This is a genomic window from Micromonospora tarapacensis, from assembly GCF_019697375.1.
Taxonomy (GTDB): Bacteria; Actinomycetota; Actinomycetes; order Mycobacteriales; family Micromonosporaceae; genus Micromonospora; species Micromonospora tarapacensis.
In genome coordinates this window covers 347327-360394 of record NZ_JAHCDI010000003.1, presented here as the reverse complement: position 1 = coordinate 360394, position 13068 = coordinate 347327, and the positions used below count along the sequence as shown (strand labels likewise).

The window sequence follows — 13068 nt, the reverse complement described above, 5'->3', positions numbered from 1 at the left end:
AAGTCGGTCCGCTGCGGCTGCTCAGCGACCGATCGCCCGCCAGGTCTGGTTGGCCTGTCCCGCGGGATTGCACTCCCAGATCTGCAACGGGGCACCGTCGCCAGCGTTCCAGTCGCGCACGTCGACGCACTTGCCCGAGTGCGGGTTGCGCAGCATCCCCCGCTCGGCCACCCAGATCTGCGCCGGCCCACCACTACAGTGCGCGAGCTGCACCTTCGTCCCGTTGTCCCGTTTTGCCCACGCGACATCCATGCACTTGCCGAGCGCCACCAGGGAGCCGTTCGGGCCGCGCTTGAACCGCTGGGCCGGGGTGCCGTTGCACCGCCAGAGCTGCAACTGTGCACCGTCGGCCGAGACACCACCCGGCACGTCGACGCACTTGTCGGCATATCCCCGCAGCGCGAACTCGGATGAGTCCCGCGTGTCGCGCCTCTGGGCGGGCGGGGCCGCCGAGGCACCCCCGTTGCGGAAGGTGACAGTGAAGTCCGCACACCCGGGGCAGTTGAAGACGGTCTGGTTGCCCGGGACCTTGTCGTGGGTCGACCACAGGTAGGCCCGCGGGCCGAAGGGACGCAGCGCGGCGGTGTAGGCGCTCTCCGCGTCCCGGTTGGGGTTGACGCAATTTATCCGGTCGCCACGCCGGGGATCACGCACGGCATGGGCCTCGGGGCAGGCGGCGAGCATCTGCCCACCGGAGCAGTCCGTCCGGACGCAGCTTCCGGCGAGGGCCGGGTTCGGCGCACCGGGCGCCTCGATCGTGATCGTCGTCGACAGCGCGTCGACATAGCTGACGTTGTACCAGGGAGCCGCCGGGTTGTTCTGGTCGAAGTTGAACTCGGCCAGGCTCACCGGCTCCGCGCCCCGCACGCAGTGGTCCAGGTGGGGACCACAGTCGCCCACCAGGCACTTGAAAGTGCTGCCGGGGTCTCCGCTGCACCGTTGCCGGGCGAAGAACCTGCCGCGCCAGTGGCCCGGCTGACCGCCGTCCGGAATGACGATGCTCTTCGACTCGCCCGGTCGCAGGACCGGCATGCCGCCGATCCTGCGCGAGCCGTCGCCACTCTCGCCCGAGCCGATCCACAACGTCTCGCCGGTGGCGTTGACGAACCTCACCCGCTCACCGGCGACGGCGTCGGAGCTGCTCGACATCACCACGATCAGGCCGGCAGCGAGCACCGACACGACGACCACCGCAGCTCTCGTGCTCGTCCAGAAACGGCGGATCGAACGCGAGCCAGTACCCAGAATCATGTAGCCCTCCATCGGCCTGACAGACGGGACGCACCAGGTCCTCGTACGGGTGCGGCACGCGCATGACGGCGCGGGACCGCCGCTGGTTCACCGACCATCGGTCCGGTTTGGAAAACGGCTACCCTCCCGCGCATGCCGATTCCCAGAAGACGGACGTCCGCGCTGGTCCGCCCGGCGAACCCCGACGACGCACCGTCCGTGGTGACGCTGCGTACGCTCGTGTTCCCCTTCCTGGTACGCGGGGTCGCGTCCACCCGGCAGCTGATCGCCACGCCACCGGCGGACCAGCACTGGGCCGGTTTCGTCGCCGAGGTCGACGGAGACGTCGTCGGCTGGGTGTCGGCGTCCCGCAACGAGCGCACCAGCGCGGCCGTCGGCGAGGTGTCGCTGCTGCACGTACACCCCGACCAGCGGCGGCGCGGGATCGGCGCGGCGCTGCTGGCCCGGGCGCTGGAGCACCTGGCCCCGCTCGACCTGGCCCGGCTGCGCGGGCGCGCCCTGCCGGAGGCGCTGCCGTTCGCCCGCCGGCACGGCTTCGCGTCGAGTCGCCGGGAACACTTCTCGGCCGTGGAACTGCGTTCACTGCCGCCGCTGCCGGAGGCTCCCGACGGCGTCCGGCTGGTCCCGCTGGCCGGCGTCGACCCCCGCCGGGTGTACGAGGTGGAGGTGTCGGCCAGTGCCGACGAGCCGGGCGACGTGGTCGCCGGCTCGATCGGCTACGCCGACTGGCTCGCCGTCACGTGGGACAACGTCGGCCTGGACCGGGAGGCCAGCACCGGCGCCGAGGTCGACGGCGTGCTGGCCGCGATCAGCCTGGTGAAGCGGGACGGCGCGCGGATGTGGTCGGACTTCACCGGCACCGTGCCGGAGTTCCGTGGGCGAGGGCTGGCCCGGTTGGCGAAGCTGGCCGCGCTGCACTGGGCGGCGGCCGGTGGGGTCACCGTGGCGTACACCGGGAACGACGCGGCGAACGCCCCGATGCTGGCGGTCAACGCCCGGCTCGGCTACCGGCTGGTGGCCAGCCAGTGGTCCTGCGTACGCGAGCTGCGGCCCGCTATCCCGAGCGGGCCGGAACCCAGTCCGTGAAGCGGACGTGCAGGTTCGCCGGCCGCTCGCCGGAGTCCAGCCCGGCGAGCTGTTCGGCGGCCTCCTCGCGGAGCGTCACGAGATAGACCATGAGTCCCGGCATGTTGCCCTTGTACTCCGCGAGCAGGCACAGCTTCGCCGGAGAGCACGGCCACGCCGCGCCGCACGCCGCGCAGCGCCACGACGGGCGACACGGGACGTGTGCGGCGAGATCCCCGCTCACCCGCCGGCCCTGACGCCGCCGGACCTCGCCGGGAAGCGACGCCGCTCGGCGTACGGGATCGGCGCGACGGTCACCGGACGCATCCCCGCAGGCATCAGAAACAACGCCCGACGGGCCGTGGCGTCTCCGTGCCTGTCGAGCTGGTATACGTCCACCCACGCCCACCCGTCGTACGTCGTCCGGTCCAACTGCCGGATCACCCGGACCACAATGGGCTCGCAGAACTGCGGGGACGCCTCCCGGGTCAAGAGGTACACGCCGGGGCAGACCCGGGGCGTCACCGGACACGGGGACGGTTGTGCCGGTCTGACCAGCGCGACGCCGGAACGACGCTCACGGACTTCTTCGCACGCACAGCGGACCTCCTCCGTCGAAGTTGGAAGGGGCCGCCCCGTGGTGCTCGCCGGTCGGGGCGACCCCTGACGGCAAGGCGAGCGAGTCACCCGGGGCCTCTGCTCGCGCGTGCTGTCTAGTGACACTCTGATATGGAGGCCGTTACTCTCGGAAGGTGCTTCCGGCAGCCGGGCTGAGCTGGCGAAACGGGCGCTGAATCTGTGGCAAGGCGGGTAGTCGATCTTTCAATCTGAGGAGCCCTGAATGCCTGACGTACCGACCGCGCTAGGCGCCTTCATCGTTAGCGAGATCCGTCGAGCCCGCGGTGCGGCCGGCATGACGCAAGAGGCGTTTGGTCGTGGCGCGGGCTTCAGCGCGTCCCACGTCAGCGCCGTAGAGGGTGGCACGCGGGCGCTGACGTTGGACTTCATCCGCGGCGCTGACCGCGTGCTGAGTACCGGCGGGCTGTTTGAGCGCCTAGCCGCCGAGTTGGGTACACCATCCTGGTTCCTGCCCTGGCTTGACGCTGAGCGCAACACGACGCAACTCAGATGCTTTCAACCCTGCCTTGTACCCGGCTTGCTTCAGACGGAGGACTACGCTCGGGCCGTCATCCGCTGCGACGACACGCTCAGTGAAGAGGAAGTCGACAAGCGGCTCGCCGATCGGATCGAGCGGCAGACAGCCATCACTCAGGAGCACGCCCCGCAGTTCGTCGCAGTCGTCGCCGAGGCCGTGCTTCGTCGTGCGGCCGAGGACTTCCGCGACGTCATGGCAGGGCAGCTTAAGCACCTGATTGCGCTTGCCGAGCGTCCCCATATCGGTGTGCACATCCTGCCGGACGAGGTCAGCATGCATGTGGGGCTGACCGGGCCTTTCAGTCTCGCGCGCTGTCCTGATCACCGGTGGGTGGGCGAGATGGAAAACCAGCTTGGCGGGGTCGTGGTCGACAAGGATGATGATGTGGATACTCTGCTTGAGAGGTGGGAGACGGTTCGCAACGAAGCCCTTCCCCGCCGCCAGTCGATCGCGCTAATGAAGGAAGTTGTGGACTCGTGGACCTGATCGGCGCTACATGGCGCAAGTCAACCCGCAGCGGCTCCGGCGGCGGCAACTGCGTCGAGGTCGCCGACAACCTGCCCGGCATCGTCGGCGTACGGGACTCGAAGGACCTGACCGGCCCGGCACTGACCTTCGCCCCGTCCGCGTGGCGTGCCTTCGTCGCCCGGGTTGCCGAGCGGGCCTGACCCGGACGCGCGAGAGCGCCCCTCCCACGCACCGGGGCGGGCGCTTCGCTTTGCCCGTACGACACGGCACCGCGCCACCTTCCGGGCCGGCGCGGCCCGCTTCGTCGGCGCAGCCAACGCCGCACCGCACGCCATGCACCGCCACGACGGGCGGCACGGGATGTGCGCGGCGAGATCCCCGCTCACCCGCCGGCCCTGACGCCGCCGGATCTCGCCGGGGAGCGACGCCGCTCGGCGTACGGGACCGGCCGGACGTCCACCGGACGCATCCCACCATCTTCGATCTAGCGGACGGCACGCGGGTTGCGCATGTGGACAGTCAAGCGCGAGCGCAGATCATAGAGCAGGCAGCGGACCTTGCTACGCTCGAAAGGCGTTGGGAACGCGTCCGGAGTGAGGCGCTACCCCGGGGGCGATCCGTGGAACTCTTGAGGGAAGCGGCGACATCATGGACCTAACCGGCGCACAGTGGCGCAAGAGCACCCGAAGCAGCTCCAACGGTGGCGACTGTGTCGAGGTCGCCGACAATCTTTCCGGTGTCGTCGGCGTACGCGACTCGAAGGACCCGGCCGGTCCGGCGTTGGCCTTCGGGCCGACGGCGTGGCGCACCTTCGTTGCCCAGGTCGCCGAGCGGGCCTGACCCAAACGCCCGAGAGCGCCCCTCCCATGCCGGGCGACTCACCCCACGGCCACAGCCACTCGCCCGGGCACCCGCCCGACTGGCTGTGTCCATCGTGGCCGAGAGCTGCGCCGGGGCGGACACGGGCGCGACACGTTGTCCGCCTGGACGGTACGGTGCCCGGCATGGGTTCTCTGAGGCCATGGCATGTCGCCGTGCTGCTCTGCGTCGTCGTGACCGTCGCGGTTGTTGTCGGACTAGTCCTGCTTTTCGCCAAACGATCGGGACGCCGCTAGAGCCGGGGCCGACCGGAAGGCCAGCCGACCTCGCTGGACCGTCAGGCGGGCGCCATCGCCGGCGCAAGCAACAGTCGACGTCAGCCCTCCGTGATGGGTTGGCCCAGTGAACGGCGGGCCAGCAGCGCCGCGCCGGCCACCGCCGCCGGCATCAGCAGCACGGCACCGAGCGGGATGAGGAAACAGACAAAGACCGCCACCCCGAACCCGAGCGTCGTGGCGCGGTCCGCCTTCAGCGCCGCTCGGCGGTCCGGCAGTCGCTTGCCCCGCCGGTAGAAGGGTGAGCCCACCAGCTCCACGGCGAGCAGCCAGCCGCCGACCGCCGCGCCGATCACCGGCACCACCGTCTGGCCGATCAGCGGGATGAAGCCGGCGGCGAACAGCGGGACGCCGAAGACTGCCGCCAGGGCCACCAGGCGCAGCGAGTCGGCGGCGCTGCGGCGCAGCGACGGCCAGAACGGCACCTCGACGGTGTCCGGCGCGCCGCCGTACCGCTGCTCCACCCGCTCGGAGATCTTTTCGTAGAACGGGTCGCCGATGACCAGGGTGACGGCGGTGAAGGTGAGCACCGCGAGCAGGCCGCCGAGGCCGAGGAACGCCAGCGCGGCGATCACCCGGACCAGGCTGCGCGCCGTGGTCGGCCAGTCGTCGGCGTACGGGGTCACCGCCACGGCCAGGTCGTTCACGAAGAACACCAGGACGGCGTACGCGGCCAGGAAGATCGCCCCGGAGATCACGGCCGGTACGACGCCCAGCAGCATCAGTCCGGGGCTGCGCACGTACAGACCGATGCCCCGCAGCAGCAGCGCGGCCCCGCCGGCGAACCGGCGGGCGGCGCCCACGGCGGTGCCGGGAATTCCGGATGCGTTCACGCCGAAGAGCCTAGGGCCTGCCTGCCGCATCAACCGGTTGGCGGATCGGTCGGGTCAACCGGTGCCGGCGGAGATCACCGCCGGCTGGTCGATCCGCCGCCGGCCCGCCTTCGCGACCCTGGAGCGGTATCCGGAACACCGACGGCGAAAGGCGACGCCATGGCGGTCATCGAGGTGACCAACCTGTACAAGCGGTACGGCGGGACCGTGGCGGTGGACGACGTGTCGTTCGCCGTCGAGACCGGGGAGATCTTCGGGGTGCTCGGCCCGAACGGTGCCGGCAAGACCACCACTGTGGAGTGCGTCGCCGGGCTGCGCGTCCCCGACGGGGGCGGGGTGTCGGTCCTCGGGCTCGACCCCCGCCGGGACGCCACCCGGCTCCGCCAACTGGTGGGGGTGCAACTCCAGGAGAGCCAGCTACCCGACCGGCTGCGGGTCACGGAGGCGCTGGAGCTGTACGCCTCGTTCTACCGTGACCCGGCCGACCCGGCCCGGCTGATCGACGAGTTGGGGCTCGGCGCGAAGCGCAACACCCGGTACGACAAGCTCTCCGGCGGCCAGAAGCAGCGGCTCTCCATCGCGCTGGCACTGGTCGGCAACCCGAAGATCGCGATCCTGGACGAGCTGACCACCGGGTTGGACCCGCAGGCCCGCCGGGACACCTGGGGCCTGATCGAACGGGTCCGCGACAGCGGGGTGACGATCGTGCTGGTCACCCACTTCATGGAGGAGGCCGAGCGGCTCTGCGACCGGCTCGCCGTGATCGACCAGGGGCGGGTGGTGGCGCTGGACAGCCCGGCCGGGCTGGTCTCGGCGGTCGCCCCGGAGCAGCGGATCCGGTTCCGGCCGTCCGCGCCGATGGACGACCGGCTGCTCATCGAGCTGCCGCAGGTGACCGCCGTGACCCGCAGCGGCGCCCAGGTGGTGGTCACCGGCACCGACGACGTGCTGCACGCGGTCACCTCGGTCCTCGCCCGCCACCAGATCATCGCCGCCGACCTCCGGCTGGAGCAGGCCACGCTCGACGACGCGTTCGTCGAGCTGACCGGGCACCGGCTCACCGACTGAGGGGAACACCCATGCACGCCTTCGGCCAGATCCTCAAGACTGAGGCGAAGCTCCAGCTGCGGGACGTCCCGACGCTGGTGCTCACCGTCGCCCTGCCCACCCTGATCCTGGTGGTGCTCGGGCTGATTCCCACGCTCCGCGAGCCCAGTCCGGACTTCGACAACCAGTCCTTCGTCACGTACTTCACACCGTCGCTGCTGGTGATCACGCTGGCGATGGTCGGGGTGAACGCGCTGCCCACCGTGCTGGCCACCTACCGCGAGCGCGGCATCCTGCGCCGGCTGGCGACCACCCCGGCCAGCCCCTGGCGCTGCTCGCCGCCCAGCTCGTGCTGGCCCTCGTGGGCATCCTGGCCAGTGCCGTGCTGCTCGCCGTGGTCGCCCGGCTGGCGTTCGGCTCACCATTGCCGCAGCATCCGCTCGGATTCGCGGCAGCCCTGGCCCTGGGCGCGACGGCGCTGCTCGCGGTGGGCCTGCTGGTCGCGGCGGTCGCTCCGACGGCCAAGGCGGCCCAGGCGCTGGCCGTACCCGTGTTCATGGTGATCATGTTCTTCGGTGGGGTGTACCTGCCCAGGTTTCTGCTGCCCGACTTCCTGGCCGAGATCGGCGCGTACACGCCGCCGGGCGTCCAGGCGCTGCTCGATGCCTGGACCGGCACCGCCCCGCAGCCGCTGCACCTGGGGATAATGGCGGTCATCGCGGTAGCGGCCGGCGCCGGCGCGGCGAAGCTGTTCCGCTGGGAGTGAGCGCGTGGTGAGCGGGGACGGGATGACCAGCAGCGGAGGCGACGCGACGGCCGGCCGCGACGACACGGTGCCCACCGACGACGACCGGCTGGCCAACTGGCGGGCGCGGGAGGCGCGTTTCCACCGGGTGCTGCCCTTCGGCGGGCTGCTCGTGGGTTCGCTGCTGGCCGCCTTCGCGCCGGCACCCGGCGGCCTGCCGATGCTGCCCACCCTGGTCATCGCCGCGGCATCCGCCGGCTGGATCGGCTGGTTTGTCACCCTGCACCCGGACTGGCAGGGGCGACACCGGTCGATGGCGGTCTACTACGTCGGGCTGCTCGCCTTCGCCGCCGTCCTGGTGGCCGCGAACCCGTGGTACGGCTTCTTCGCCTGGGTCGGATTCCTGCACGCCTTCCTCGTGCTGACCGGGCGATGGCGGTTCGTCGGCATGGCCGCCACTGCCGTGCTGGTCGCCACCGCACAGGGCGGCGGCCTGCCATCCTCGTGGTCGAACTGGCCGCTATGGCTGGCGTTGGTGCTGGTCAACCTGGTCCTAGCCGGCGCGGTGAGCTGGTTCAACCTCGTCGGCGAACGGGAGCACGCCAAGCGCAAGCGGTTGATGGCGGAGCTCGGCGCCGCCAACCGCCAGCTCGCCGAGACGATCCGGGAGAACGAAGGGCTGCACGCCCAACTCGTCACCCAGGCACGGGAGGCCGGCGTGCTGGACGAGCGGCAGCGGATGGCCCGGGAGATCCACGACACCCTGGCACAGGGGCTGACCGGCATCATCACCCAGCTGGAGGCGGCCGAGCAGACCCGGGACCGCTCCGCCGACTGGCGGCGGCACGTGGACAACGCGCTGGCCCTGGCCCGGGAGAGCCTCACCGAGGCCCGCCGCTCGGTACGGGCCGTCCGCCCGGAGCCGCTGGAGACGGCCCGGCTGTCCGACGCGCTCACCGAACTGGGCGGGCGCTGGTCGGCTCTGCACGGTGTGCCGGCCAGCGTGAGCACCACCGGCTCGCCCCGCCCACTGCATCCGGAGGTCGAGGTGACCCTGCTGCGGGCCGCCCAGGAGGCGCTGGCCAACGTGGCCCGGCACGCCGCCGCTTCCCGCGTCGGTGTCACCCTGTCGTACATGTCGGACGTGGTGACGCTGGACGTCCGCGACGACGGGGCGGGCTTCGACGCCACCAACGGGTCGGCGGCACCGAAACCGGACGGCGGCTACGGGCTGACCGCCATGCGGCAGCGGATCACCCGGGTCGGTGGCCAGCTGGCCGTGGAGTCCGAGCCGGGCGGCGGCACCGCGATCTCGGCCTCCGTACCGGCCCTGCCCGGCGGTGCCGGTTGACCGGCCCGGTGCGCCTGCTGATCGTCGACGACCACCCGGTGGTCCGGGACGGACTGCGCGGCATGTTCACCGGCGACCCCGGCTTCCAGGTGGTCGGCGAGGCGGCGGACGGCACCGAGGCGCTGGCCCTGACCGCGACGCTGCGCCCCGACGTGGTGCTGATGGACCTGCGGATGCCCGGCATGGACGGGGTCACCGCGATCGGCCGGCTGGTGCGCTCGGGCAGCCCGGCGAAGGTGCTGGTGCTGACCACGTACGACACCGACGCCGACGTGCTGCCGGCGATCGAGGCCGGCGCCACCGGCTACCTGCTCAAGGACGCACCCCGGGAGGAACTGGTCCGGGCGGTACGCTCCGCCGCCCGGGGCGAGTCGGTGCTCTCGCCCAGCGTCGCCGGCCGGCTGATGGGCCGCCTGCGGGACCCGGGGCCGGCCGAGGAGCCGCTCAGCCAGCGCGAGCTGGAGGTGCTGACGCTGGTGGCGCGCGGCTCGTCGAACCGGGAGGCCGCCGCCCGGCTGTTCATCAGCGAAGCCACGGTCAAGACGCACCTGCTGCACGTCTACGCCAAGCTCGGGGTCAACGACCGGGCAGCTGCGGTGGCCGCCGCGTACGACCGGGGGTTGCTCACTCCCGGCGGACGGTGAGGGTGGGTGCGGGCGTCACGCTTGATCTCGTTGCTGTTGTTGTTGCAGGCCCGTGAGGTGATGACGGCCGCGGAACTGGCGCGGGAGTTGGAGGTCTCCGAGCGGACGATCTACCGGGACGTGCTGGCGCTCTCCGCAGCCGGGGTGCCGGTCTACGCCGACCGGGGGCGGGCCGGCGGCTACCGGTTGCTCGGCGGCTACCGGACCAGGCTGACCGGAATGAGGCGGGACGAGGCGGAGGCGCTGTTCCTCGCCGGGCTGCCCGGCCCGGCCGGTGAGATGGGGCTGGCCGACGCGGTGGCGGCGGCGGAGCTGAAGCTCCTCGCGGCGCTACCGCCGAGCCTGCGGGACGCCCCCGCCCGCGCCGGGCAGCGGTTCCACCTGGACGTGCCGGGCTGGTACCGCGAGACGGCACCACCACCGTGGCTGGCCGAGCTGGCCGGCGCGGTCTGGCGGGACCGGGTGATCACCCTCCGTTACCGGCGCGGGGAGCGGGAGGTCACCCGGCGGACACTCCCCTACGGCCTGGTGCTCAAGAGCGGCACCTGGTATCTGATCGGCCGGGTCGGCGACGACGTCCGCACCTACCGGGTGGACCGGGTCAGCGCCGTCGAGCCACACGAGGAGACCTTCGACCGGGAGCCGGGCTTCGACCTGGCCGGGTACTGGCGGGCGCAGGCCGAGGCGTTCCTGCGGGGCATGCTGCGGGCCGAGGTGACAATCCGGCTGAGCCCCGCCGGCCTGCGCCGGCTCCGGCACCTGACCGAGATCCCGTTCGGGTACGCGGAGGCGGTCCTCGCCGCAGGCGAACCCGACGGGCAGGGCTGGGTGACCACCCGACTGCCCGTCGAGTCCGTCGAGGTGGCGTACACCCAGCTGCTCGGGCTGGGTCCGGAGGTGGAGGTGCTCGACCCGCCCGAGTTGCGGGCGCGAATGGCCGGCGCGACAGCGCGGGCTGCCGCGCTCTACGCCGACGACCAGCGGTAGGTGGCGACGGTCAGCGGTGGGTGGTGACGGTCAGCGGTAGCCGGTCACGTCGGCGGGCCTGCCGGCGTCGACCACCTCGGAGATGTAGCGGTACGCGTCCGGCTGGCTGCCGTCGACGTCGGTGAAGCCGTACACCTTGGCCAGGTCGCCCGCCGAGACCGACTGGCCGCTCCACCGGCTCCGGTCGCTGTCGGCGGCGAGCGCGGCGACCGCCCGCCCGACGAACGCCGGGGTTTCCGAGATGAGGAAGTGCGGATCCGTGGCCGCGCCATCGCGCCAGTTCTCCTCGGTGACGCCGAAGTGTTCCAGCATCGCCTCGGAGCGCAGCCACCCCGGGCTGAGCGCGACGGCCGTGCCGCCGTGCGGTGTCAACTCGTGCGCCCAGCTGAAGGCGAGCCGGTTGACCGAGGTCTTGGCCAGGTCGTAGAAGACCGAGAGCCGATAGTTCCCGTCGTTGTACGCCTTCGTGCCGTCGCCGATCTCGACCACCAGGCCGCCCGGGTGGCGGATCAGCAGCGGCAGGGCGAAGTGGCTGGTGATCACGTGGGTGTCGACGGCCAGCCGCAGCGTCCGGAAGCCGGCCTCCAGTGGTTGTTCCCAGACCGGCTTCTCCCAGGTGATCAGCGGGTCGGCGCCCCACACGTCGTTGACCAGCACGTCGAGCCGGCCCTGCTCGGCGTCGATCCGCGCCACCAGCGCCCGCACCTCGTCGGGCACCAGGTGGTCGACCCGGACGGCGATCCCGGTGCCGCCCGCCGCGGTCACCAACTCGGCGGTCTCCTCGATGGTCTCCGGCCGATCCAGCTCCGAGCGGCCGGCGCGGCTGCTGCGCCCGGTGGCGTAAACGGTGGCACCGGCGGCGCCGAGCTGCACGGCGATCTGCCGGCCGGCCCCCCGGGTCGCCCCGGCGACCAGCGCCACCCTTCCGGTAAGCGATTTCGTCATGGGCTCCACGCTGCCAGGGATACCTGACAACCGACGTCAGGTATCCCTGCGACTCGCGACACGCGGTCGGTCCTGCGCATCCCAGTCTGGGAACGACCCTCTCAGAACCGTGCACTCCCACTCGCGCGGGGTCGGGTCGGCGAGGTCGAGCCGGTGCGTACGGCCGTGGTGTGTGACGCCCATGACAGGGCAGGCTACCCGTTGAGGAAGTCGGAGATCCGCCCGCGCAGGTCGGCGCGGTCCGTCCACAGGACACCGGGGCGGGCGTAACGGTGCAGGGTCGCCCGGGGCAGCGCGGCGGCGAGTTGCTCGGCCACCTGCACCGGGTGCAGGTCGTCGCCCTCGGCGGCGATGACCAGAGCCGGCGCGGTCACCTTCGCGAGCGCCCCGGCGTCGGGCAGCGGCGCCTGCCCGGGCAAATCGGCCAGCCCGCCGGCCAGCCCGTCGCGCAGCAGATGGTCCAGCCGCTGGCGGAGATAGGCCCAGCCGGCGGGGGTGTTGCGTACGGCCGGCGGCAGCTCCGCCGAGACGACCTCGGCCACCGCCGAGGCATCTCCGCTCTCCACCGCCGTCAACAGCTCCGTCAGCCGCGCCTGGGCGACCGGCCCCCGCGGCCGGTCGAGGGCGGCGGGCAGAAAGAAGACGAGCCGCTCGAAACGCTCCGGGCTCTGCACGAGCAGGCGGCACAGCGCGCCCGCGCCGAGGCTGGCGCCGAAGGCGCGGGTGGCGCCGCTGAGATCGGCGATGGCCCGCAGGTCGCGGGCGAGGTCGAGGTGGCTCCACGGACCGTCGGGCGCGTCGGAGCGGCCGTGGCCCCGGAACTGGAAGAAGACCCTGCGGCCGGTGACGCCGCTGCCAAAGGGTCGGGTGGTGGCGATGCCGTTACCCAGACCGTGGGCGAACACGGTGACCGGGTCACCGATGCCGGTGACCAGCCGCTCCAGTCGTACGCCGTGCGGGGTGTCGACCAGCTCGGTCTCCGGCTCGGGCAGGGGTGGCCGGCCGGTGCGCGGCGCGCCCGGCCCCGGGCCCCAGGTCCGCGGGCCACCGTCCGGTGGTGGTGGCCAGCGGAAGGCCCTCACCAGGATCCTCTGTTGTCGCCCAGGTCGCGCAGGCCGACCCGGACGTCGAGCAGGTAGATGAGCGCCGCCGCGATGCCGATCAGCCCGAAGATGCTGAGCGTGCTCTGGGTGAGCAGGGTCAGCAGCAGGGTGACCGCGAGGATCGCGATCCAACCGCCCTTCGGCAGGGTGCCGATGGCGGGGAAGGCGTCGGAACGCTGCGTGACGGCATGCACGAGGGCCACCCCCTGCACGACCAGCGCGAAGACGAAGAGGATCAGGTCGATCACGTAGCGGACATCGAAGACGAAGATCGGCGCGGCGTTGGCCATGACGGCTAGCTTATGCCGGCGACCCCGGG

General features: G+C 72.0%; 16 protein-coding genes and 1 pseudogene. 10 read left to right on the top strand and 7 right to left on the bottom strand.

Annotation, left to right across the window (positions count from 1 at the left end):
* Nucleotides 1-21: 21 nt before the first annotated feature.
* Entirely contained in the window at nucleotides 22-1251 is a 1230-nt protein-coding gene (locus KIF24_RS02555) for a ricin-type beta-trefoil lectin domain protein (RefSeq protein ID WP_221082595.1), read from the bottom strand.
* A 132-nt stretch (nucleotides 1252-1383) separates the two neighbouring features.
* Between KIF24_RS02555 and KIF24_RS02550 the strand changes: the two genes are divergently transcribed.
* On the top strand, nucleotides 1384-2337 hold the full coding sequence (locus KIF24_RS02550) for a GNAT family N-acetyltransferase (RefSeq protein WP_221082594.1): 954 nt from the start codon (nucleotides 1384-1386) through the stop codon (nucleotides 2335-2337).
* Here KIF24_RS02550 and KIF24_RS02545 read toward each other — a convergent pair.
* Both KIF24_RS02545 and KIF24_RS02540 read right to left on the bottom strand, forming a co-directional pair.
* Complete coding sequence (locus tag KIF24_RS02545) at nucleotides 2306-2560, bottom strand: flavin reductase (protein ID WP_221082593.1); 255 nt, start codon at nucleotides 2558-2560, stop codon at nucleotides 2306-2308. The two genes, KIF24_RS02550 and KIF24_RS02545, sit on opposite strands and share 32 nt — an antisense overlap.
* Nucleotides 2557-2817 (bottom strand): hypothetical protein, encoded by a 261-nt coding sequence (locus tag KIF24_RS02540; RefSeq protein ID WP_331460988.1) that lies wholly within the window; start codon nucleotides 2815-2817, stop codon nucleotides 2557-2559. Before KIF24_RS02540 ends, KIF24_RS02545 begins: the two co-directional genes overlap by 4 nt.
* Nucleotides 2818-3157: 340 nt before the next feature.
* Here KIF24_RS02540 and KIF24_RS02535 point away from each other — a divergent pair, with 340 nt between their 5' ends.
* From KIF24_RS02535 to KIF24_RS02520, 4 genes and pseudogenes are all read left to right on the top strand, one after another.
* The gene (locus KIF24_RS02535; RefSeq protein ID WP_221082591.1) at nucleotides 3158-3958 is read left to right on the top strand and encodes a helix-turn-helix domain-containing protein; all 801 of its coding nucleotides are present in this window, start codon (nucleotides 3158-3160) and stop codon (nucleotides 3956-3958) included.
* Nucleotides 3949-4140, top strand: a complete 192-nt coding sequence (locus KIF24_RS02530; protein WP_221082590.1) for a DUF397 domain-containing protein — start codon at nucleotides 3949-3951, stop codon at nucleotides 4138-4140. Before KIF24_RS02535 ends, KIF24_RS02530 begins: the two co-directional genes overlap by 10 nt.
* 272 nt (nucleotides 4141-4412) lie before the next feature.
* Nucleotides 4413-4598, top strand: a pseudogene (locus tag KIF24_RS32085) (Scr1 family TA system antitoxin-like transcriptional regulator); the annotation flags it as partial.
* Entirely contained in the window at nucleotides 4586-4780 is a 195-nt protein-coding gene (locus tag KIF24_RS02520) for a DUF397 domain-containing protein (RefSeq protein ID WP_221083137.1), read from the top strand. The pseudogene KIF24_RS32085 and the gene KIF24_RS02520, both read left to right, overlap by 13 nt.
* Before the next feature lie 355 nt (nucleotides 4781-5135).
* Here KIF24_RS02520 and KIF24_RS02515 read toward each other — a convergent pair whose 3' ends face one another.
* The gene (locus KIF24_RS02515; RefSeq protein WP_407939852.1) at nucleotides 5136-5927 is read right to left on the bottom strand and encodes an EI24 domain-containing protein; all 792 of its coding nucleotides are present in this window, start codon (nucleotides 5925-5927) and stop codon (nucleotides 5136-5138) included.
* A gap of 159 nt (nucleotides 5928-6086) precedes the next feature.
* Between KIF24_RS02515 and KIF24_RS02510 the strand changes: the two genes are divergently transcribed.
* The 5 genes from KIF24_RS02510 to KIF24_RS02490 all read left to right on the top strand — a co-directional run bounded on the left by KIF24_RS02510 (nucleotide 6087) and on the right by KIF24_RS02490 (nucleotide 10701).
* Nucleotides 6087-6995: an ABC transporter ATP-binding protein gene (locus KIF24_RS02510; protein ID WP_221082587.1), complete on the top strand. Its 909-nt coding sequence runs from the start codon at nucleotides 6087-6089 to the stop codon at nucleotides 6993-6995.
* A 328-nt stretch (nucleotides 6996-7323) separates the two neighbouring features.
* Nucleotides 7324-7740 (top strand): ABC transporter permease, encoded by a 417-nt coding sequence (locus KIF24_RS02505; protein WP_221082586.1) that lies wholly within the window; start codon nucleotides 7324-7326, stop codon nucleotides 7738-7740.
* Nucleotides 7741-7762: 22 nt separating this feature from the next.
* Nucleotides 7763-9070 carry a sensor histidine kinase gene (locus KIF24_RS02500; RefSeq protein WP_221082585.1) on the top strand — a complete coding sequence of 436 codons (1308 nt, stop codon included), beginning with the start codon at nucleotides 7763-7765 and terminating at the stop codon, nucleotides 9068-9070.
* Nucleotides 9067-9714, top strand: a complete 648-nt coding sequence (locus KIF24_RS02495) for a response regulator (RefSeq protein WP_221082584.1) — start codon at nucleotides 9067-9069, stop codon at nucleotides 9712-9714. Before KIF24_RS02500 ends, KIF24_RS02495 begins: the two co-directional genes overlap by 4 nt.
* Before the next feature lie 6 nt (nucleotides 9715-9720).
* The gene (locus KIF24_RS02490; protein WP_221082583.1) at nucleotides 9721-10701 is read left to right on the top strand and encodes a helix-turn-helix transcriptional regulator; all 981 of its coding nucleotides are present in this window, start codon (nucleotides 9721-9723) and stop codon (nucleotides 10699-10701) included.
* 30 nt (nucleotides 10702-10731) lie between these two features.
* Here the strand turns inward: KIF24_RS02490 and KIF24_RS02485 are convergent, their stop codons facing one another.
* The 3 genes from KIF24_RS02485 to KIF24_RS02475 form a co-directional block, all read right to left on the bottom strand.
* The gene (locus tag KIF24_RS02485; protein WP_221082582.1) at nucleotides 10732-11646 is read right to left on the bottom strand and encodes an SDR family oxidoreductase; all 915 of its coding nucleotides are present in this window, start codon (nucleotides 11644-11646) and stop codon (nucleotides 10732-10734) included.
* 194 nt (nucleotides 11647-11840) lie between these two features.
* On the bottom strand, nucleotides 11841-12728 hold the full coding sequence (locus KIF24_RS02480) for an alpha/beta fold hydrolase (protein ID WP_221082581.1): 888 nt from the start codon (nucleotides 12726-12728) through the stop codon (nucleotides 11841-11843).
* Nucleotides 12725-13039, bottom strand: a complete 315-nt coding sequence (locus tag KIF24_RS02475; protein WP_221082580.1) for a DUF2516 family protein — start codon at nucleotides 13037-13039, stop codon at nucleotides 12725-12727. The genes KIF24_RS02480 and KIF24_RS02475 overlap by 4 nt, the downstream gene beginning before the upstream one ends.
* Nucleotides 13040-13068 lie beyond the last annotated feature (29 nt).